This window comes from Streptomyces sp. NBC_00341, from assembly GCF_041435055.1.
Taxonomy (GTDB): domain Bacteria; phylum Actinomycetota; class Actinomycetes; order Streptomycetales; family Streptomycetaceae; genus Streptomyces.
Window position 1 is genome coordinate 643,147 of sequence record NZ_CP108002.1, and the last position, 20,902, is coordinate 664,048.

The 20,902-nt window shown below is 70.5% G+C and carries 14 protein-coding genes; 3 read left to right on the forward strand and 11 right to left on the reverse strand.

The window, feature by feature from the left end; translation table 11 throughout:
- Positions 1-5: 5 nt before the first annotated feature.
- Complete coding sequence (locus tag OG892_RS02975) at positions 6-1,091, reverse strand: ABC transporter substrate-binding protein (protein WP_073736047.1); 1,086 nt, start codon at positions 1,089-1,091, stop codon at positions 6-8.
- A gap of 532 nt (positions 1,092-1,623) precedes the next feature.
- Between OG892_RS02975 and OG892_RS02980 the strand changes: the two genes are divergently transcribed.
- Positions 1,624-4,071, forward strand: coding sequence for an RICIN domain-containing protein (locus OG892_RS02980; RefSeq protein ID WP_371628378.1), 2,448 nt, complete (start codon positions 1,624-1,626; stop codon positions 4,069-4,071).
- A 101-nt stretch (positions 4,072-4,172) separates the two neighbouring features.
- The gene (locus tag OG892_RS02985) at positions 4,173-6,518 is read left to right on the forward strand and encodes an AbfB domain-containing protein (protein WP_371628379.1); all 2,346 of its coding nucleotides are present in this window, start codon (positions 4,173-4,175) and stop codon (positions 6,516-6,518) included.
- A 93-nt stretch (positions 6,519-6,611) separates the two neighbouring features.
- On the opposite strand, the gene OG892_RS02990 is transcribed toward OG892_RS02985, so the two are convergent.
- Positions 6,612-7,124 carry a GNAT family N-acetyltransferase gene (locus OG892_RS02990; RefSeq protein WP_371628380.1) on the reverse strand — a complete coding sequence of 171 codons (513 nt, stop codon included), beginning with the start codon at positions 7,122-7,124 and terminating at the stop codon, positions 6,612-6,614.
- 99 nt (positions 7,125-7,223) lie between these two features.
- Complete coding sequence (locus OG892_RS02995; protein ID WP_371628381.1) at positions 7,224-10,508, reverse strand: LamG-like jellyroll fold domain-containing protein; 3,285 nt, start codon at positions 10,506-10,508, stop codon at positions 7,224-7,226.
- A 252-nt stretch (positions 10,509-10,760) separates the two neighbouring features.
- On the opposite strand from OG892_RS02995, the gene OG892_RS03000 reads away from it, so the two are divergent.
- A protein-coding gene (locus OG892_RS03000) for an IS5 family transposase (protein ID WP_371628382.1) occupies positions 10,761-11,619 on the forward strand; the annotation gives its coding sequence in 2 pieces (ribosomal slippage) (positions 10,761-11,116 and positions 11,115-11,619; 861 coding nt in all).
- Between the two features lie 16 nt (positions 11,620-11,635).
- On the opposite strand, the gene OG892_RS03005 is transcribed toward OG892_RS03000, so the two are convergent.
- From OG892_RS03005 to OG892_RS03040, 8 genes are all read right to left on the reverse strand, one after another.
- Positions 11,636-14,074, reverse strand: a complete 2,439-nt coding sequence (locus OG892_RS03005; protein WP_371628383.1) for a GH92 family glycosyl hydrolase — start codon at positions 14,072-14,074, stop codon at positions 11,636-11,638.
- A 259-nt stretch (positions 14,075-14,333) separates the two neighbouring features.
- The gene (locus tag OG892_RS03010) at positions 14,334-15,431 is read right to left on the reverse strand and encodes an NADH:flavin oxidoreductase/NADH oxidase (RefSeq protein ID WP_328868003.1); all 1,098 of its coding nucleotides are present in this window, start codon (positions 15,429-15,431) and stop codon (positions 14,334-14,336) included.
- A 136-nt stretch (positions 15,432-15,567) separates the two neighbouring features.
- A complete protein-coding gene (locus OG892_RS03015) occupies positions 15,568-15,840 on the reverse strand; it encodes a DUF1876 domain-containing protein (RefSeq protein WP_073736053.1) in 273 nt (90 codons plus the stop codon).
- A gap of 85 nt (positions 15,841-15,925) precedes the next feature.
- The gene (locus OG892_RS03020) at positions 15,926-16,309 is read right to left on the reverse strand and encodes a hypothetical protein (protein ID WP_371628384.1); all 384 of its coding nucleotides are present in this window, start codon (positions 16,307-16,309) and stop codon (positions 15,926-15,928) included.
- Entirely contained in the window at positions 16,263-16,514 is a 252-nt protein-coding gene (locus OG892_RS03025; protein ID WP_371628385.1) for a hypothetical protein, read from the reverse strand. The genes OG892_RS03020 and OG892_RS03025 overlap by 47 nt, the downstream gene beginning before the upstream one ends.
- Before the next feature lie 97 nt (positions 16,515-16,611).
- Complete coding sequence (locus tag OG892_RS03030) at positions 16,612-19,020, reverse strand: glycoside hydrolase family 3 N-terminal domain-containing protein (protein WP_371628386.1); 2,409 nt, start codon at positions 19,018-19,020, stop codon at positions 16,612-16,614.
- Positions 19,021-19,072: 52 nt separating this feature from the next.
- Positions 19,073-19,966, reverse strand: a complete 894-nt coding sequence (locus OG892_RS03035) for a carbohydrate ABC transporter permease (RefSeq protein ID WP_371628387.1) — start codon at positions 19,964-19,966, stop codon at positions 19,073-19,075.
- A 4-nt stretch (positions 19,967-19,970) separates the two neighbouring features.
- The gene (locus OG892_RS03040) at positions 19,971-20,900 is read right to left on the reverse strand and encodes a sugar ABC transporter permease (RefSeq protein WP_327335463.1); all 930 of its coding nucleotides are present in this window, start codon (positions 20,898-20,900) and stop codon (positions 19,971-19,973) included.
- Positions 20,901-20,902: the final 2 nt, after the last annotated feature.

Consider the following 20,902-nt stretch of genomic DNA (forward strand, 5'->3'; position numbering starts at 1 on the left):
GACGGTCAGAACGCGCCGCCGAGCGAGGCCTTGGCGTTGGACTCGTCGTAGGCACGGTCGGAGATGATGACGTTCTCCGGGATCGACTCGCCGCCGTAGAACTTCTGGGCGGTCGAGAAGGCCAGCGGGCCGAAGCGCGGGTTCGACTCGATGACGGCGTTGTACTCGCCGTTGACCAGGGCCTGGACGGCGTTGCGGGTGCCGTCGACGGAGACGATCTTGACGTCCTTGCCGGGCTTCTTGCCGGCGGCCTTCAGCGCGGTGAGTGCGCCCAGTCCCATCTCGTCGTTCTCCGCGTAGACGGCGGTGATGTCGGGCTTGGACTGGATGAGCTGCTCCATGACCTGCTGGCCCTTGTCGCGGGCGAAGTCACCGGTCTGCTGGGCGACGATCTTCAGGCCGGGCGCCTTGGCCTTGAGCTGGTCGACGAAGCCCTTGGTGCGGTCGGTGGTCGTGTTGTTGCCAGAGGTGCCGAGCAGGATGGCGACCTTGCCCTTGCCGCCGGTCGTCTTGATCATCGCGTCGGCCGCGCGCTTGCCCTGCTCGACGAAGTCGGAGCCGAGGAAGGACACGTAGTCCTTGCACGCGGTGGAGTTGAGCTTGCGGTCGATGGTGAGGACCGGGACCTTCTTGGCGGCGGCGGCCTTCAGGGCCGGCTCCAGGCCGTCGGAGTTCAGCGGGGCGACGATGAGGAACTGGGCGCCCTGCGACAGCATGTCCTGGATGTCGCTGATCTGCTTGGACAGCTGCGACTGGGCGTTGGTGGTGAGCAGCTTCTTGACGCCGACCTTCGCCGCCTCGTCCTTGATGGACTTGGTCTCGGCGATCCGGAACGGGTTGGCCTCCTTCTCCGACTGCGAGAAGCCGACCACCGCGTTCTTCAGGTCCAGCTTGGGCGCCCCGTAGGTCTGCAGCGAGCAGCCGGAACCGGAGGAGGACTCAGGGGACTTGGCCTCCTGGGCGCCCTGGCTGCTGTCAGCGCTCGCGTTGTCCGAGCCCTCCGACTTGGAGCAGCCGGAGGCGGCCAGCGTGGCGGTGGCGGCGAGGAGGCAGGCCACGGCGAGGGTACGGGTTCGGCGCTGGATCATCATGCGCGGGAGCTCCTTGGCGGGTTGACGGCACACCGGCGGGTGTGCGGTCGGGCATGGCTGGACGATGCATCGGCCGCGCGGCGGCTGATGTCACTGCATTCCTCACGACCCCCGCCAGTGCTTCGCGGGGGTGGGCCCCAGCTGCACGAACTGCGGTCGTGAGAGCCTGCGCGGCCTCTCGGCGGCTCGGTTTACAACGTTATATAGGCGGCGCGGCACGGGCGGCAAGAGCGTTGTCGATGCGTTTCCAAAATGTGTCGGAGTCGACCGGGGCGAAATGGCGGCCACCGGGCCCCGGTTACTGCCGCAACCCTGGACAGCCGCACGAGGCCCGTGCTGTCATACCGCCGGTAGCCAAATTTCCAACGTTGCAAGCACCGGGCCGCGCAGCCCTTCCGGCCGCGACGGCGCTTCTCGCCATGCACGCGCTCCGGCTCCCCCCGGTCCGCCGCGTCATGACGGCTCCACCCGTGTCATGTGCCTTCCCCGAGCCGGAGCCCCGCACGGCCGGCAGAGAGCAGGAGACCCCTCCATGCCCCTGAACCGCAGACAACTCATGGCAGGCGCGCTGGCCACGGCCGCCGCCGCCACGGCGGCGAACGGCCGCTGGGCCACCACCGCGACCGCGGCCGAGCACCGGGTGAAACCGGCCCATGGTGGTCACTACTCCCCCAACGCCGCGCCACTGCACCCGACGGCGTTCCTGAAACTCCCGCCGGGCCGGGTCACCGCACGCGGCTGGCTGGCCGGACAGCTGAGACTCCAGCTGGACGGTCTCTGCGGCCGGTACGAGGAGCTCTCCCACTTCCTCGACTTCGCCGCCACCGGCTGGGTGCGCCCCGAACTGGGCGGCTGGGAGGAGGTCCCGTACTGGCTGCGCGGTTACACCGACCTCGCGATCGTCACGGGCGACGCCACGGCGCTGGCGGCGGTGCGCCGCTGGTTCGACGCGATCCTCACCACCCAGCAGTCCGACGGCTTCTTCGGCCCGAAGTCGCTGCGTACGTCGTTGAACGGCGGCCCGGACTTCTGGCCCTTCCTGCCGCTGGTCCAGGCACTGCGCTCCTGGCAGGAGTACACCGGCGACACCCGGATCATCCCGTTCCTCAGCAAATTCTTCCGCTACATGAACGCCCAGGGGCCGGGCGCCTTCAACACCAGCTGGATCGCGCTGCGCTGGGGCGACGGGCTGGACAGCGTGTTCTGGCTCTACAACCGCACCGGCGACACCTTCCTCCTCGACCTCGCCGACAAGATCCACGCGAACGGCGCCGACTGGGGCGACAACCTGGTCAACCCGCACAACGTGAACATCGCGCAGGGCTTCCGCGAGCCCGCCCAGTACGCGCTGCGCAGCGGCTCTGCCCAGGACACCCGGAACACGTACGGGACGTACGGCAAGGCCATGGACCAGTACGGGCAGTTCCCCGGTGGCGGTTTCGCCGGGGACGAGAACGCCCGCCCCGGGCACGGCGACCCCCGGCAGGGCTTCGAGACCTGCGGGATCGTCGAGTTCATGGCCAGCCACCAGCTGCTCACCCGGATCACCGGCGATCCGCTGTGGGCCGACCGCTGCGAGGAACTGGCCTTCAACTCGCTGCCCGCCTCGCTCGATCCCTCGGGCAAGGCGATCCACTACGTCACCGGCGCCAACAGCGTGGATCTGGACAACGTCCCCAAGAAGGACCGGCAGTTCCAGAACGGCTTCGCCATGCAGGCGTTCCTGCCGGGCGTCGACCAGTACCGCTGCTGCCCGCACAACTACGGAATGGGCTGGCCGTACTTCACCGAGGAGCTCTGGCTCGCCACCCCCGACGGGGGTCTCGCCGCCGCGATGTACGCCGCCTGCGAGGTCACCGCGAAGGTCGCCGGCGGCACCGAGGTCACGTTCACCGAGGAGACCGGCTACCCGTTCACGGACTCGGTCACCCTCACCCTGAAGGCGCCGGGGCAGCTGCGCTTCCCGCTGGTGCTGCGGGTGCCCGCCTGGTGCGACGCCCCGGAGATCAAGGTGAACGGGCGCCGGGTGGACGCCCCGGCCGGTCCCGCCTTCACCCGCGTCGACCGCACCTGGGCCGACGGTGACAGGGTGACCCTGCGTTTCCCGCAGACGACCACCGTCCGCACCTGGGAGCGCAACCACCGCTCCGTCAGCGTCGACCGGGGCCCGCTCACGTACTCGCTGCGGATCGGTGAGGAGTACCGGCGCATCGGCGGCACCGATCAGTTCCCGGAGTACGAGGTGCACGCCACCGGCCCGTGGAACTACGGGCTCGTCCTGGACGGGCGGAAACCGGCTGCCTCGCTGCACCACCACACCGTGCGCCACGTCAGGGACGACAACCCGTTCACGCTGGACGGCACCCCGGTGACCATGACCGCGCGGGCCCGCCGGATCCCGGAGTGGACGGCGGACGGCGAACATGTCGTCACCCCGCTCCAGGACAGTCCCGCCCGCAGCGCGGAGCCGGTGGAGGAGGTCACGCTCGTCCCCATGGGCGCGGCACGACTGCGCATCACCTCGTTCCCGACCGCCGGTCCGGACGGGGCGCCCTGGCTCGCCAACGGCTGGTACCGCATCCGCAACCGGCACTCCGGGAAGGTGCTGGGCGTCGACAACATGTCCACCGCCGACAGCGCCCACGTCGTCCAGTTCGACGACAACGGCACCGACGACCACGACTGGCAGCTGGTTCCCGAGGGCGACGGCTGGTACCGCGTCCGCAACCGGCACTCCGGGAAGGTGCTCGGCGTCGACAACATGTCCACCGCCGACAGCGCCCACGTCGTCCAGTTCGACGACAACGGCACCGACGACCACCTCTGGCAGCTGGTACCGGACGGCGACGGCTGGTACCGCGTCCGCAACCGCAACTCCGGCAAGGTGCTCGGCGTCGACAACATGTCCACCGCCGACAGCGCCCACGTCGTCCAGTTCGGTGACACAGGCACCGACGACCACCTCTGGCAGCTCGTCTGACCCGCAGCGCTTCCACGCAACCCCCCGTACCGCTCCCCGCGCCGCCCGGCTCGGGGAGCGCCCCCATGACGGAGCTGGACCCGACGAAGGAGACGGAACCCATGAGCCGCTTACGTGTTCCCGGCCGCAGGCCGTGGTGGAGACGGACGATCGCCACCACCGGGCTGCTGGCGCTGGTGGCCACCGCCCTGGTGGGAATCGGCACGGCACCGGCCGGCGCGGCGTCCTGGACGCCCAAGCCCGCCCCCATGACCACCCCCTGGACGAACCAGGTCCCGGTGGACAAGCCACTGCCCGAGTACCCGCGCCCGCAGCTCACCCGGCCCGACTGGGCCAACCTCAACGGCATCTGGGACTTCGCGGTGACCGGCCGCGACGCCGGGCAGCCCGCGTCGTTCACCGATCAGATCCGGGTGCCGTTCGTCGCGGAGTCCGCGCTGTCCGGCATCCAGCGGAAGATCACCGAGAACGACAAGCTCTGGTACAAGCGCACCTTCACCGTGCCGTCCGACTGGAACGGCCGCCGGGTCGAGCTGAACTTCGGCGCGTCCGACTGGCAGACCACGGTCTGGGTCAACGGCACCCAGGTCGGCGCCCACAAGGGCGGCTACGACTCGTTCGGGTACGACATCACGCCGCAGCTCAACGGCGGTACGAACACCGTCGTGGTCTCCGTGTACGACCCGACGCAGACCGGTGGGCAGGCCGTCGGCAAGCAGCGCATCAACGGCGTGCAGCCGCACGACGGCGGCGGCATCTTCTACACCGCGGCCTCCGGCATCTGGCAGACCGTCTGGCTGGAACCCGTCGCCGCCGCGCACATCACCCGCCTGGACATGACCCCGAACCTGGGCGACAGCACCCTGCGGGTGAAGGTGCAGGGCGCCTCCGCGTCCGGACGCAGCGCCCGGGTCACCGTCTCCAGCGGCGGGACCGTGGTGGGTACGGCCACCGGGACCGTCGGTTCCGAGATCTCCGTCCCGGTGCCGAACGCGCATCTGTGGACCCCGGAGGACCCGTTCCTGTACGACGTGAAGGCAGAGCTGCTCGACGGCTCGGCCGTCACAGACTCGGCCGGCAGCTACACGGGCATGCGGTCCATCGCCGTGGCGAAGGTCGACGGCGTGCTGCGCCCGGTCCTCAACGGGAAGTTCGTCTTCCAGACCGGCACCCTGGACCAGGGCTACTGGCCGGACGGCATCTACACGGCGCCGACCGACGCCGCCCTGAAGTCGGACCTCCAGGCCCACAAGGACCTCGGATTCAACATGGTCCGCAAGCACATCAAGGTGGAACCGCAGCGCTGGTTCTACTGGGCGGACAAGCTGGGGCTGCTGGTCTGGCAGGACATGCCCGCCATGGACACCGGAAGGAGCCCCGACTCCGCGGCCCGCACCCAGTGGGAGTCCGAGTTCCACGCGATCATCGACCAGCACCGCAGCTCGCCCTCGCTGGTCATGTGGGTGGACCAGAACGAGGGCTGGGGACAGTACGACCAGGCCAGGATCGCCAACGAGGTGAAGGCGTACGACCCGTCCCGGCTGGTGAACAACATGAGCGGCGTCAACTGCTGCGGCTCTGTGGACGGCGGCAACGGGGACGTGGTCGACAACCACATCTACGTCGGCCCCGGCAACACCGCACCGACCGCGACGAGAGCCGCGGTCCTCGGTGAGTTCGGCGGCCTCGGCTACAAGGTCCCCGGGCACGAGTGGTTCCCCGGCGGCGGCTTCAGCTACGAGGACCAGCCGAGCGTCTCCGCGCTGAACAACCGGTTCACCGGACTGCTCGACAGCATCCGCGTCGGCCAGCTTCCCGCGGGCCTCTCCGCCTCGGTCTACACCGAGATCACCGATGTGGAGAACGAGGCCAACGGACTGCTCACCTACGACCGCCAGGTCGTCAAGGTGGACACCGCACGGGTGAAGGCCGCCAACCAGGCCCTCATCAACGCCTCACGGAACCCCGCTCCCCCGGTGACGCTGCCCACCGGGCAGTACAAGTCGCTGCGCGTCACCACGCCCGGCTACACCGACAAGTACCTGCGCCACCAGGACGCGCTCGCCTTCACCGCGGTCGTCGGCGCGGGAAGCGACGCCGTGCTCAGATACGACGCCACCTGGAAGATCGTCACCGGCCTCGGCAACGGCAACTGCTACTCGCTGGAGTCCCGCAACTATCCCGGCGAGTACCTCCGGCACCAGAACTTCCGGGTCCGGCGGGACGCCGACGACGGATCGGCGCTGTTTAAGGCCGACGCCACCTGGTGCGCGGTCGCCGGCAGCGGCGGGGTCCGGCTGTCCAGCGCCAATCTGCCGGGCAGCTACCTGCGGCACATCGACTCGGAGGTGTGGCTGGCCACACCGGGCGGCACCCACGCCTGGGACAACCCCGCCACGTTCACCGAGGACACCACCTGGGCGGTCGAGGCGCCCTGGGCTCCCTGACCAGCCCCTGGGTCGTGTCATCCGCACGCCGACGGCCCGGCCGTGACGCACTCGCGTCGCGTCCGGGCCGTCGGTCCGTCCTCGGCGGGTGCGCTACCGCGCCCCGCCGGCCGGAGCGAGGTAGGTGTGCAGCAGCGCCGTCCGGCCGTCGGCCGTCGTCCAGTCGCCCTCCCGGCTGGAGACGAGCCGCCAGCCGGCCCGCTCGTAGAGCCGGACGGCGGCGACGCCGCCGTCCTCCACCTCCAGCACCGGCCGCAGATCGTCGGCGGTCGCGGCGGCCACCGCGACCGCGAGCAGCGCGGTCGCCACCCCGCTCCGCCGGGCCGATGCCGTCGCGAACAGCCTTGACACCGAGGTCAGTTCGTCCGGCGGCAGCCCGACCTGCTCCGCCATGGCGGAGCCGGTCCTGGTCAGCGCGACATGCCCCAGGACGTGGGCTCCATCCCAGGCCGCCCAGGCGCCGAGCAGCCCTTCGGGGGTCAGCCAGCCCGCCGGGTCGTCCGGCCACCGGGCCGGGTAGCGATCCGCCTCGTACACCGTGGCCAGTGCCTCGACGCAGGCCTTCAGGTCGTCGTCGCGGCGGCGGCGGATCTCCGGATCATCCATCCCCCGATCCTCACACGACGCCGGTTCCGGACCGGCGGCCGGGGCATGCCGCTGCCTGCCGTCGCACGGTGCGACGGCAGGCAGCGGGTCAGCCGGGCGCTACGGCTGATCGGTGTCGTGCAGCGCGCTCACCTCGTCGGCGGTCAGCGCCTTGTCGTACACCTTGACGTTGTCGATGGAGCCGTTCCAGAAGTCGGTGTTGCCGCCCGACCACTTGGCGCGGCCCACGGACAGGGCACCGCTGCTGACGTCGGCCGATCCGGCCGGCGCGGTCGCGGCGAGCTTGCCGTCGACATAGAGCTTGATCTCGTCACCGCTGCGCACGCCCACCACGTGGTACCACTGGCCGAGCTCGGGCTTCAACTCCAGCCGGGCGCGGTGGGCGCCCGGGGTGGAGAAGGCGAACCCGCCCTGACCGTACTGCAGGTAGAACGGGTTCTCCTGACGTCGGCCGTCCTGGCTGACGATGGTGGCGTAGTTGCCGGGCAGGGCGTCCAGGGACGCCCAGGCGGAGACGGTGTAGTCGCCGGTGGTGTCGACGACCGGACCGTCGGTCTCGGCGTACTGGCCCTCACCGTCGAACTTCAGCGCCGAGCCGTGCACGCCGGCGGTCCAGGACGTGCCCTCGGACAGGGTGAGGTCCTTGCGGTTCGGACCGCCGTCGGCGGCCTTGGTGCCCTTGTTCTCGTCGAGGGACCAGGAGCCGCCGCCCTTGATCTCGTCCCGCTCACCGGCGGCCGCGCCGGCCGCGATGACCTCACGGTTGATCTTGCGGACCTGGGCCGGGTCGACCTTGATCTCACGGCGGTCGTACGTCCAGAGGCCGTTGAGCTCGTTCTCCAGGTCGGTCACCTGGGTGTAGATGGAGCCGGAGAGTTCGGCGCCGGCCGCCTCCAGGTAGTACTTACGGGTGTTCTCGACGTACTTGGCGGTCAGCGCGGCCTTGTCGGCGACACCACTGTAGATCGCGGTCGGGGCGCCGGGCCACATGTGCCCGGGCATCCGCAGGGTGAAGCCGCCGTGCTCACCGTCCATCGCCGCACGATTGTCGTCCGGGAAGGCCGGGTCGGTGTTGTTGTAGTCGTGGTGGTCGATGATGTCACCCTTGCCCGAGTCACCCTTGGAGTTGCAGCAGTTGACACCGCTGTGGGCGTTGACGACACGGGAGGGGTCTGCGGCCTGGACCTGTTCGGTGATCTTGCCGGTCTCGGTGCGGTCCCACTCGCCCCAGCCCTCGTTGAAGACGATCCAGGCACCGATCGAGGGGTAGTTGTGCAGCTGCTTCATCATCTCGGCGCCCTGGTCGAGGAAGGCCTTGTGGCCCTTCTCGCCGGTGAGGTTGCCGGAGACGAAGTCCTGCCACACCAGAAGACCCAGCTGGTCGGCGTGGTAGTACCAGCGTGCGGGCTCGACCTTGATGTGCTTGCGCACGGAGTTGAAGCCGAGGTCCTTCTGCGCCTTCAGGTCAAAGACCAGCGCGTTGTCACTGGGCGCGGTGTTCAGGCCGTCCGGGTAGAAACCCTGGTCGAGCTGGGCGAGCGAGAAGAACGGCTTCCCGTTGAGCACCAGCTTCTGGTAGCCGCCGACCTTGGCGACGCCGAAGGAACGCATGCCGAAGTAGCTGTCGACGGTGTCCTTGGACCGGCCGTCGGTCAGGGTGACCTCAAGGTCGTACAGGTACGGGTCGTCCGGAGTCCACAGGTGCTGCTTCTGCACGGGCAGGCTCAGCGGGCTGTTGGCGCGGCCGGTGACCGTGCCGACGACCTTGCCCCTCTTGTCCCTGGCGACGGCCTTGACCTGAGCTCCGGCCGAGGCGTCCTCGGAGTTGACTGTCAGGGCGAGCCGGCCCTTGTCGATGTCCGGGGTGGTGGTCAGGGAGTCGACGGCCGCCGGGGCGACGGGCTCCATCCAGACGGTCTGCCAGATGCCGGACGAGGCGGTGTAGAAGATGCCGCCGGGGTTGGCGGACTGCTTGCCGGTGGGCTGGTCGTCGCCGGTGGTGTCGGTGACCGCGACGACGATCTCCTGCTCACCGCTGCCCTTGACCGCGTCGGTGATGTCCGCGGTGAAGGAGGTGTAGCCGCCGGTGTGCTCGGCGACCTGCTTGCCGTTGACCCAGACGGTGGCCTGGTAGTCGACGGCGCCGAAGTTCAGCTTCAGGCGGTTGCTGCCGCCCTTGCCGTGCTTGTCGCCCTTCACGGACCAGTTCTTCGGAACGGTGACGAGCTTGCGGTAAAACATGTGGTCTTCGTGGCGCTCGAGACCGGAGAGCTGCGATTCGACGGGGAACGGCACGGTGATGCGCTCGCCGAGCTTCTTGCCGAAGACGGGCTTCTCGCCGGCCTTGGCCCCGGCGAACTCCCACGGGCCGTTGAGGTTCTTCCAGTCGTCACGGACCTGCTGCGGCCTGGGGTACTCGGGCAGCGGGTGGTTACGGTCGAGCTTGTCGCCCCAGGTCGTGGTCAGCCGGTGCGTGGACTGGTTCTTCGCGGTGCGGCTGATCTGGGGGACGGTCTTGCCGCCTGCCGTGAGCCCACCCTTGCCGTCGTACGCGACGCGGACCTGCTGGCCCTTCTGGACGGGGGCGGTCAGGGTGACGAGCAGGGCCTTGGCGTTGCCGGGCACGCGGGCGACGGACTTCACCGGGATCGGCGAGGTGTCCGCCTCCAGCGTGAGGTGGTCCTTCACCCGGGAGAAGCTGCCGACCTTGTCGTCGAACGTCGCCCGGAGCTTCTGCCCGTCGCTCCCGACGCTCAGCCCGACCGGGTAGACCTCGAAGTCGGCCGGCGGGGTGAAGGCGGACTCCGGGACGACCTGCTTGGCGAGCTTCGCGCTGGACCAGCGCAGGAACATGTTGGCGCCGCCGGTGTCCTGGAACATCTCCAGCTTGAACTCGTGCGTCTCGCCCGCCTTGAGCGCGACCGGCTCGCTGGACTGCTCGTTGTCCCAGTCCGGCTCCCAGTGGTCGATGACCACCTTGCCGTCGATGTAGAGCCGGAAGCCGTTGTCGCCGCTCGCGGCGAAGGTGTAGTCACCGTCCTCGGGGGCCGTGATGCCGCCGGTCCAGCGGGCGGTGGTGTTCTCGGTCTGCCCGGTGGTGGACTCGAACGTGCCGGTGAGACCGGGGAAGTTGATCTGCGGGTCGAGGGCGACCCCGCCGAGCTTGGCGAAGTCCCGCGCGCCGGGCGCGGACATGCTGAAGTACTCGCCCTTCAGCCCGTGGACCTCGGTGGCCGGGTCACCGGCCTTGAACGTGGTCGCGGAGGCGGCGCCGGCGGCTGCGGCGGGGGTGGCTGCGGCGGCCGGGACCAGGGTGGCCCCGACGGGGATCAGCAGCGCGGCGGCACAGACCGCCGTTCGGAACAGAGCGCGGGGGCGGGGCATTTGTCGTCTCAAGGCGTCGTCCTGTCGAGAGAGCTAGAAGTGCCTCGAACCTGTGAGGCACAGCACACAATCGAACATTCAGCCACAGCAACAAACGTAAAACAACAGTCATGCGCAGGAAATTTTCAACGATAGAAAGACCGGCTCCCGCACCCCGCAACGGATCGCCGCGCCCCCGTTCACGGCGATCCGTTGCGGGGCTACCGCCCTGCTAGGCCGTGTCTTCAAAGCTGTTTTAGGTGTTGAGGGATCATGTCGGTTGTGGTGCGTCGTCATGAGCTGTCGGATGCTGAGTGGGCTGTCCTGTCGCGGTTGTTGCCGAGTTCGGGGACGGCGGGGCGGCCGCGGTCGGATGACCGCGTGGTGCTGAACGGGATTGTGTGGAAGTTGCGTACGGGGTCGGCCTGGCGGGATGTGCCGGAACGCTACGGCTCCTGGCAGACGCTCTACACGCGTTTCCGCAGGTGGGCGCTGGATGGCACGTTCTCTCGCATGCTGCGGGCTCTGCAGGCGGAGAAAGATGCGGCCGGGGACATCGACTGGCTGGTGTCGGTCGATTCCACGATCGTGCGGGCCCATCAGCACGCCGCCGGCGGCAAAAGGGGTCACCGAGGGGGACGAAGCGGGTGATCACGCCCTCGGCAGATCCCGAGGCGGACTGAGCACCAAGCTCCACCTGGTCTGCGACGGACACGGCCGCCCACTCGCCTTCGTTCTGACCGGCGGGAACGTCAACGACTGCACTCGCTTCGAGGAGGTCCTGGACGCCATCTGCGTTCCCCGCATCGGTCCAGGCCGGCCACGCACCCGGCCCGACCACGTCATCGCGGACAAGGGCTACAGCTCCCGTAAGATCCGCGCCTACCTGCGAAAGCGCGGCATCCGCCACACGATTCCCGAACGCATCGACCAGGCCAGCGGCCGCCTACGCCGAGGCTCACGTGGCGGCCGACCACCGCGTTTCAACAGGGAGGTCTACCGACTCCGCAACGTCGTCGAGCGCTGCTTCAACCGGCTCAAACAATGGCGCGGCCTGGCCACCCGCTACGACAAGACCCACGAGTCGTTCCAGGCCACCGTCACCATCGCCTCAATCCTGTTATGGATCTGACCTTTGAAGACACACTCTAGCGCGGCAGCTCCGAAATGGCCGTCGCCCAGGTGGCGTTGGGCTTCTCGCTGAGCCTGAAGGCCAGCGTGCCGCCCCTGGCGAGCAGGCTCGCGTCCGTCCAGGAGCGGTCGGTGCGCCTGCCGTTGACCGTCACCGCGTCGATGTACGCGTGCGCCGCGTCGGCGGCCGGGGCGGTGAGGCTGATGTCCCTGCCGTGCGGCCGGTCGATCACCGCCTTCGGGAACAGCGGGGCGCCCAGCAGCATCGAGCCGCTGCCCGGCGACTGCGGGTACAGCCCCAGCGCGGAGAAGACGTACCAGGCGGACATGGTCCCCAGGTCGTCATTGCCGGGCAGGCCGCGCGGGCCCGTCCCGTACACCGTGTTCAGGATCTCGCGGACGGTCGCCTGGGTCTTCCACGGCTGACCGAGCGCGTTGTAGAGCCAGGGGGCGTGGATGCCGGGCTCGTTGGTCGGGTCGTAGCGCACGGAGTCGCCGCCCTTGACCGACCAGGAGCCGTCCGCCTTGTGGAAGAAGCCGTCGAGGCGCTGCGCCGCGACGTTCCGGCCGCCCATCGCCGCCGCCAGCCCCTGGACGTCCTGCGGCACCATCCAGGTGTACGTGGCGCTGGTGCCCTGTGCGAAGCCGAGGTCGCTTCCCGGGCTGAACGGGGAGACCCAGGAGCCGTCGAGGTTGCGGGCCTGGATGTAGCCGACGGTGCCGGCCCCGTCGGTGGCCCCGGCGTTGAACACGTTGCGCCACCAGCCGCCGCGCTCCTTGAACGACTTGGCCTCCGCGTCCCGGCCGAGCAGCGCGGCCCAGCGGCCGAGCGCGTCGTCGGCGACCGCGTCCTCCAGGGTCTCGGCGGCTCCGCCCCAGCAGTGGCAGACGTCCTGCGGCGCGTAGTGGGACTCCAGGTACTGCGCCAGGTTGGGCCGCTGGCCGGTGCACTGCCCCGGGCAGCCGGCGTCCGAGAGGCCGTCGTCGGAAGGGACGGTCGCCTGGCGGGCCAGCGACTCGTAGGCGCCCTCGTAGTCGAAGTTCCGCACCCCCATGGCGTAGAACGTGGCGAGGGTGGCCGCCGTGGGGTCACCGGTCATGACATGGGTTGCGCCGTTGATGTGCACCCAGCGGTCCCACACGCCGCCGTTCTGCCGGGCGAAGTTGTACAGCGACTGGGCGAAGTCCCCGGCGATCTCCGGTTTCAGCAGGGCCAGCAGCTGTATCTGCGCCCGGTACTGGTCCCAGCCGGAGAAGTTGCTGTACTGCGCCCCCTGCCCGCGCTCGATCCGGTGCGCCTTCCCGTCCATGCCCGGGTAGCGGCCGTCGGTGTCGCTGACGATGTTGGGCTGCATCAGGGAGTGGTACAGCGCGGTGTAGAAGGTGGTGCGCTGCGCCTCGGTTCCGCCGCCGGTCCGTACGGAGTTCAGCTCCTTGTCCCAGCTCCGGCTCGCGGCGGCCGCCACGTCGTCCACGCCCGCGTGCGGGGCGATCTCGTCGCGGAGGTTGGCCTCGGCGCCCGCCTGACTCACGTAGGAGATGCCGATCCGCATGTGGACATCGTTGTCGGAGGCGGTGTCGAAGCCGACCCAGCCGCCCGATCCGCGCCCGGCCCGGTCCGCCCCGGTGGCGTAGCCCTCGCCGCCGCTGCCGGAGGTCGAGCCCGGGGCGAGCGTGCCGTCCTTCCAGGTGCCGGTGGTGGAGAAGGCGCGGTCGAAGGAGGCGCTGAAGTAGAGCCGGTAGTAGCTCTTGCGGTTGTTGGTACCGCCGTTGGCCCGTCGCCCGCAGAACGCGCCGGTGAGGACCGAGCCGGTGACCTTGCGGTGCGCGGTGTCGATGTCGACCTGGGCGTCCTCGCTGCCGTTGAGCGAGTTGGAGACCCGGAAGAGGAGGCTGGCGGGCTTCCCCGCGGGGAAGGAGAAGTCGGCCACGCCGGCCCGTCGGCTCACGGCGAGGTCGGCCTCGGCACCGGAGTCCAGGCCGACGGTGTAGCGGCCGGGGACGGCGCGCTCGTCGTCGTGCGAGAAGTCCGCGGCGTAGACGGCGTCCTTGGTGTCGGCCGACGGCGAGGAGGTGACGTCCCCGACGAACGGCATGATCGGGATGTCACCGGCAGCGCCCGGGTCGCACCCGGCGCCGTTGACGTGGGTGAGGCTCAGCCCGCGCAGCCGGGTGGTGTCGTACTGGTACCCGTTCGCGGCGCCGGTGCTCGTCTGGTCGCCCCTGGTGCTCGTGGGCGACCAGGCGATCATGCCGTTCGGGAGGGTGGCGCCGGGAAAGGTGTTGCCGCCGTTCGCGCTGCCGATGAGCGGGTCGACGTAGGCGGTGGGGCGGGCGGCGGGGGCCGCGGCTTCGGCTGCCGGGGGCAGTACTGCGGCGGCGAGTGCGCCGGTGACGAGCACGGCGGCTGTTCGCGCGGCGAGGCGCCGGGCCGCGGGCAACGGTCTGGTGGGCATGTCGCGGTACCTTCCAGGGAGTTCGGACAACGTTGTCTACGTCCGGGGTCCGGCCGTGGACAACGGTGATCGATTCGCGGCCGAGCGTAGATCCCTCCGGCGCGGGAGGGAATGCCCCAGCCGTCATCCCTGATGAATGCGCGGTGAACGGTTGCCGTGCCACGCCACGCACACGTCCGCCCCCCGCGCACGTCCCGGGCGGGCCGGAACGGGGTGCGCGAGGAGGGCGGACGGCGGTCGAACGGTGGTCGGACGGTGGTCAGATCGCGTACTCGTACTGCTCGGGAACGCGTACCGTGCCGCACAGTTCACGCGCCGCGTGCTGCGCCCACGACGGGTTGCGCAGGAGTTCGCGGCCCAGGAGCACGGCGTCCGCCCGCTCCTCGGTGAGGATCTTCTCGGCCTGCTGCGGGTCGGTGATCAGGCCCACGGCCGCGACGGGCAGGCCGGTCTCCCGCTTCACGCGCTCGGCGAAGGGGACCTGGTAGCCGGGCCCGGCGGCGATGCGGGCGCGGGGGGCGTTGCCGCCGGTGGAGACGTCCAGCAGGTCGACGCCGTGGTCGCGCAGTTCGGCGGCGAGCCGCACGGTCTCGTCCGCGGTCCAGCCCTCGCGCTCGTCGTCGGCGTTCTCGGTGAGCCAGTCCGTCGCGGAGACGCGGAAGAAGACGGGCAGGTCCTCGGGCCACACCTCCCGCACGGCGTCGACGACCTGGAGGGCGAGCCGGACCCGGTTCTCGTAGCTGCCGCCGTACTCGTCGGTGCGCCGGTTGCTGTGCGGGGAGAGGAACTGTCCGATGAGGTAGCCGTGCGCGCCGTGCACCTCGACGACCTGGAAGCCCGCGTCGAGCGAGCGGCGCGCGGCCTCGCGGAAGTCCGCGACGACGCCCCGGATCTCCTCTGCGGTCAGCTCGTGGGGCACGGGGTGGCCGGTGTCGAACGGAAGCGGGCTGGGCGCGACGGGCGTCCAGCCGTACGCCTCCGGCCCGACGGGGCCGCCGCCGGTCCACGGGGCGGCGGTCGACGCCTTGCGCCCGGCGTGCGCCAGCTGGATCCCCACCACGGAGCCCTGCGCCTTGACGAAGTCGGTGATCCGGCGGAAGGCCGCTGCCTGGGTGTCGTTCCAGATGCCGAGGTCGGCCGGGCTGATCCGGCCCTCGGGGCTGACGGCCGTCGCCTCGGTGAGGATGAGCCCGGTGCCGCCGGCGGCGCGGGCCGCGAGATGGGCGAAGTGCCAGTCGGTCGGTACGCCTGTCCCGGGCCCCGCCGGTTCGGCGCAGTACTGGCACATCGGGGCCATCCACACCCGGTTGGGCACGACAAGCGACCTCAGGGTGACGGGCTCGAAAAGGGCACTCACGACGGACTCCGTTTCGCCGGGTACGGAAGGATCGCTAGTACGATACATCCCGTACTACGACGTCCGTCAAATTACGACACCTCTCGTACATGGCTACGGGTCCGCGGCGCCGAACCGCTCACGCCCCTCAGGCCCCTCAGGTCAGCGGATAGGACGTACGGCCGGACTCCTCGTCGATCTCGTCGTGGGCCTTGGTCAGCAGCTTCATCGCCAGCTCGTTGAGCGCACGCGCACCCGCGATCTCCTCGCCAACCCGGGGCTGCTCGGAGTCCGAGGGATGCCGGCTGGCGTAGCCGTGGGCGCGTACCTCGCTCCCGTCGGAGAGCCGCACCAGAGCGGCGGCGCGGGTGCGGTGGGTGTCCTCCTCGAATTCCAGCTCGATGTGCCATCCGACAGCGGTCTGCGTCATGGGTGCTCACCTCCGAAGGTTCTTCCTCCAGGGTGCGCCCCTTGCCCCGGCCGTGCGCGGCGGGGGGGAAGGGCGACCGGGGCGCCTACCGCCCGCGGCGGCGCAGGGTGATGCGGGCGTCCGCGTCGTACAGCTGGTTCCAGCTGCGTCCGGCGCCCGACTTCCAGGTGACGTGGACGGTGGCCCCGTCGGCCCTGACCCCGTCCGCCGTCATCGCGCGGTCGCCGTCCCGCACGTCTCCGCGGCGCAGTTCGTCCGCCCTGACCGTGACGGGGTCGGCGGTGCGCACGCTGTCGGCCTCGTCCGCCGCGAGGCCGAGGGCGGTGGCCAGTTCGCGGGCCCGGTCGGGGGTGCAGATCAGCGAGAGCTCTCCGGCCGGTGTGGCGAGCCTGATCTCGACGCCCGCACCTACGGGGGTCACCTCAAGGTGTTCGGCCGGCACACCGTTGTCCTCGTTCACGCTCTTCATCCGCTCCGCTACTCCCTTGCCCGGAATCCCGGGCCCATCGGTCCCGCCGAAGGCGCTCCGGCGGGCCCAGGCAGCTGGGCCCGGGGTCCCCGGTGTCGATCGCCAGGCTCTGGAGCACCACCGTCGGGTCGGCCATCCAGCATTTGAGCACATGCGCACCGGCGGCGGCGATGTGGTGCGCGGTACTGGTGATGCTGACGTCCACCCGGCCGATGGAGCCGCCCCGCGCGGCCCGGCCGCGATGAGATGTCGAAAGTTTCGGGAGCCTCCCCGCACGTCCTGCGGGGAGGCTCCCGGGCCGGTCAGCGCGCGGCCGGCCCCGTCACGGGCTCGACCGAGGTCCCGCAGACGAGCCGCCGTCGGTGGTCGACCGTCCGCTCGGGCCCGGTCAGCCGCAGCCGTACCGTCCGGCGGACGGCGGTGGCGGCGCTGGAGGCGGCGAGCCGCAGTTCGAGCTCGCCGGGTTCGACGATCCGACGGCCGCCGATGCCGGTGAAGGACACCAGGTCCGCGTGGAAGCGGAACCGGACCCTGGCCGCCGCACCGGCGGCGAGCGGCACCCGCGCGTAACCGATCAGCCGCGCATCGGGGCGGGTCGTCTGGGCGACCGGGTCGTGGACGTACAACTGCACCACTTCGGCGCCCGCGCGGTCACCGGTGTTGCGGACCGTGACTTCGATGTCGGCCGAGCCGTCGGTGGGGATCTCGGCCGGGACCGGACCGGCCTCTTCCCAGTCGAAGGAGGTGTACGACATGCCGTGCCCGAAGGGGTGGAGCGGCGTCGGGTCCAGATTGCTGACCCCGCTCGCCAGCCCCAGCGGCGGCTGCAGATACGTCCACGGCTGACCGCCCGGCCCCCTCGGTACGCCCACCGGGAGCCGGCCGGAGGGGTTGACCCGGCCGGAGAGCACCCCGGCCAGCGCCGGACCGCCCTCCTCGCCGGGGAAGAAGGACTGCACGACGGCGGCCGTCCGCTCCGCCCACCGCCCCAGCGCGTACGGGCGGCCGGTCAGCAGCACCAGGATCACCGGGGTGCCGGTGGTCAGCAGGGCGTCCAGCAGTTCGCCCTGCACCCCGGGGAGCGAGAGGTCCGCCGCGTCGCAGCCCTCGCCGGAGGTGCCCCGGCCGAAGAGGCCCGCCCGGTCGCCGAGCACGGCGACACAGACGTCGGCGTCCCCGGCCAGCCGGACGGCCTCGGTGATCGCGGACGTGTCGGTACCTTCCACCTCGCAGCCGGCCGCGAATCCGACGTCCGCGCCCGGGAGTTCGCCGCGCAGTGACTCCAGCACGGTCGGCACGTCGATCCCCATCTCGGTCCCGGGGTGTGAGACGCCGACGTGGCTGGGGAACGAGTAGCAGCCGAGCATGGCCAGCGGGTCGTCGGCGCGCGGTCCGACGACCGCGATCCGGCCCGTGCCGGGCACCGGCAGTACGCCGTCGGGGTTGGCGAGCAGCACACAGGCCTGCTCGGCGAGTTCGCGGGCCAGCGCCCGGTTCTCCGGCGGGTCGAGGTCGACGGTGCCCCGGGCCCGCTCGGGGTCGGTGTCCCGCAGGGCGACGGGGAGCGGCGACCAGCCGGGGTCGAGCAGGCCGAGTTCGCACTTCTGCAGCAGTACGCGGTACAGGGCCCGGTCGACGAGTTCCTCGGCCACGGACCCCTCGCGCACGGCGGCGACGAGGGCGTCCCCGTAGCTGCGGACGGTGGGCAGTTCCACGTCGACGCCGGCGCCCAGGGCGAGCCGGGCGGCGTCCGCGCGGTCGGCGGCGACCTTGTGCAGGGTCTCTAGGAAGCCGATGCCGAAGTAGTCCGCGACGACGGTACCGGTGAAACCCCAGGTGTTCCGGAGCAGTTCGGTGAGCAGGGCCGGGTCGGCCGCGGAGGGCACGCCGTCGATCTCTGCGTAGGAGGACATCACCGAGCGGGCGCCGCCCTCGCGCAGCGCCATCTCGAAGGGCGGCAGGGTCACGTCGGCCATCTCGCGGGCCCCGGCCCTGACCGGCGCGAGGTTGCGGGCGCCCGCCGATGCCGCGTACCCGGCGAAGTGCTTGAGGGTGGCGACGATGCCGGCGGACTCCAGGCCGCGTACGTACGCCGTGCCGATGGTCCCGACGAGGTAGGGGTCCTCGCCGATGGTCTCCTCGACGCGGCCCCAGCGCAGGTCGCGCGCCACGTCCAGGACGGGGGCCAGGCCCTGGTGGACGCCGACCGAGCGCATGTCCCGGCCGATCCGGTGGGCCATCTCGGTGACCAGCTCGGGGTTCCAGGCCGCACCCCAGGACAGCGGCACGGGGTAGGCGGTGGCGCCCCAGGCGGTGAAGCCGGCCAGGCACTCCTCGTGGGCGAGGGCCGGGATGGAGAACCGTCCGGCCCCGGCGATCCGGTGCTGGGCGCGGGCCAGGGCGAGCGCGCCGAGCCCGGGGTCGACGGGGGCGGTGCCGAAGGGGCGGGTGAGCTGGCCCAGGCCGCGGGTGGTGAGGTCGTCCCAGTCGACCGGGTCGACCATGTCGTTCTGGTGCGGTGCGACCCCGTCGCCGTCGGCGTCGGCGCCCACCCAGACTCCGTACAGCTGGGCGGCCTTCTCCTCCAGGGTCATCCGGGGGACCAGGTCGGCCACCCGTTCCCCCGGGGTGAGCGAGGGGTCGCGCCAGGGTCCGTCGGTCTCGGGGGCCGTCTCGGTGCGGCGGGCGTGCGGGACAGCGGGGATTGCCATGGGGGCAGGGGTTCCTCTCATGAGTGCGGTGGTGCGGGGCGGCGTGGGTGCGTTATTTGCCGCCCACCCCCATCAGTCCGTTGACCAGCGCCCTGCGCGCCACGAGGTACACGGCGAAGATCGGCACCACGGAGAGCACGATCGCCGCGAGTACGGCGGGGATGTTCACGCCGAACTGGGACATGAAGTTGAAGAGACCGAGCGTCAGGACGCGCTTCTCCTCCGACTGGGTGAGGATCAGCGGGAAGAGGAATCCGTTCCAGGCCTGCAGGGCCGAGAAGATCGCCACGGTGCTGATGCCGGCCCTGGACATCGGGATGGCGAGCTGCCACAGCATCCGCAGCGGGGTGGCGCCGTCGAGCGCCATCGCCTCGTACATCTCCTCGGAGACGTCCCGCATGGTGCCGCTCAGGACGAGGACGGCCACCGGCATCGCGAAGGCCGCGGTCGGCAGGATGATCGCGGGCAGCGTGTCGTACAGGCCCATCTTGCCGATCAGCAGGTAGAGCGGCACGATCACGGCCTGCGCCGGGATGGCCACGCCGAGCAGGAACGTCCGGAAGGCCAGCGAGGAGAGCCGGCTGCGGGTGCGGACCGCGACATAGGCGACGGGCACCGAGAGGACCAGCACGATGGCCACGGTGGCGGCGGCCACGATCGCGGTGTTGGCCAGCAGGGTGAGGAAGCCGCTGTGCAGCACGCTGTTGTAGTTGTCCAGCGTGGGGTGGGACGGGAACGCCAGCGGATCGCCGCTGAGCGCCTCGTCCTGGTGCATCAGCGAGGAGGAGACCAGCGTGTACAGCGGTACGACGACGATGACGAGCCAGACCAGCGAGCCGAGGCCGGCCAGCGGGTTCCCCCATCTCCTGCGCCGGCGGGCGGTGGTGCTCCGGCCCCGGAGCGCGGGTGTCGTGGGCGGCGCCGCACGACGGGTGTCGACTGACATGACGTCACATACCTTCCCGCGTCGAGCGCATGGAGCCGAAGCCGCTGAAGCGCACCAGGATCAGTGACAGGCCGGTGGCGACGATCACCAGGGCCGTGGCGATGGCCGCGGCGTAGCCGAGGTCGTAGGTCTGGAAGCCGGTGCGGTACATCAGGTAGGGCAGGATCGTGGTGTCCGTGCCCGGACCGCCCTTGGTCATGATCAGCACGGTGTCGAAGTACGTCAGCGAGCCGACGATCATCAGGACCGACGAGGTCGTGATGGTGTTGCGCAGCTGCGGCAGGGTGATGTGGAAGAACTGCCGCAGCATTCCGGCGCCGTCGATGGCGGCCGCCTGGTAGAGGACCTCGGGGATCTGCCGGGCGCCGCCCTGGTAGATCAGGGTGTGGAACGGCATGAACTGCCAGCCGCCGACGAAGGCCACGGTGAGCAGGGCTCCGGTGGACGAGCCCATGATGTTGGGGTCGATGCCGAACCAGGGGCCGATCTGCTTGATGACACCGAAGTTGGGGTCGAGCAGTGCGTGGAAGAGCATCGCGATGGCGGTGGTGGAGAGCAGCAGCGGGATGAAGAAGACGGCGGAGAGGAAGGTCCGGCTGCGCTGCCTGCCTGCCGCCCAGACGCCCAGGAGCAGCGCCACCGGTGTCTGGAAGGCCCAGCTGACGGTGGTGAGCAGCAGGCTCAGCCAGGCGGCCTGGCGGAATTCGGGGTCCTTGAACAGCCGGGTCCAGTTGTCCGTGCCGACCGGCGTCGGGGAGTTCAGCCCGTCCCAGTGGCAGAAGGAGAGATAGACGGCGATCGCCAGCGGGACGATCGCGAAGAGGGCGAAGAAGACGATCCCGGGAAGGGCCCAGGCGACCGAGGGGCGGCCGACGTTGCCGACGGCCGCCTTCCTTCCTCCACGCACCTTGGTGTACGGAGAGAGCTGGGACATCG

Coding starts and splice junctions, on each gene's coding strand:
- OG892_RS03040 (WP_327335463.1), bottom strand. CDS start 20,900: ATGTCCCAGCTCTCTCCGTACACCAAGGTGCGTGGAGGAAGGAAGGCG.
- OG892_RS02985 (WP_371628379.1), top strand. CDS start 4,173: ATGAGCCGCTTACGTGTTCCCGGCCGCAGGCCGTGGTGGAGACGGACG.
- OG892_RS03035 (WP_371628387.1), bottom strand. CDS start 19,966: ATGTCAGTCGACACCCGTCGTGCGGCGCCGCCCACGACACCCGCGCTC.
- OG892_RS03005 (WP_371628383.1), bottom strand. CDS start 14,074: ATGCCCACCAGACCGTTGCCCGCGGCCCGGCGCCTCGCCGCGCGAACA.
- OG892_RS03015 (WP_073736053.1), bottom strand. CDS start 15,840: ATGACGCAGACCGCTGTCGGATGGCACATCGAGCTGGAATTCGAGGAG.
- OG892_RS02975 (WP_073736047.1), bottom strand. CDS start 1,091: ATGATGATCCAGCGCCGAACCCGTACCCTCGCCGTGGCCTGCCTCCTC.
- OG892_RS03030 (WP_371628386.1), bottom strand. CDS start 19,020: ATGGCAATCCCCGCTGTCCCGCACGCCCGCCGCACCGAGACGGCCCCC.
- OG892_RS02990 (WP_371628380.1), bottom strand. CDS start 7,124: ATGGATGATCCGGAGATCCGCCGCCGCCGCGACGACGACCTGAAGGCC.
- OG892_RS02995 (WP_371628381.1), bottom strand. CDS start 10,508: ATGCCCCGCCCCCGCGCTCTGTTCCGAACGGCGGTCTGTGCCGCCGCG.
- OG892_RS02980 (WP_371628378.1), top strand. CDS start 1,624: ATGCCCCTGAACCGCAGACAACTCATGGCAGGCGCGCTGGCCACGGCC.
- OG892_RS03020 (WP_371628384.1), bottom strand. CDS start 16,309: ATGAAGAGCGTGAACGAGGACAACGGTGTGCCGGCCGAACACCTTGAG.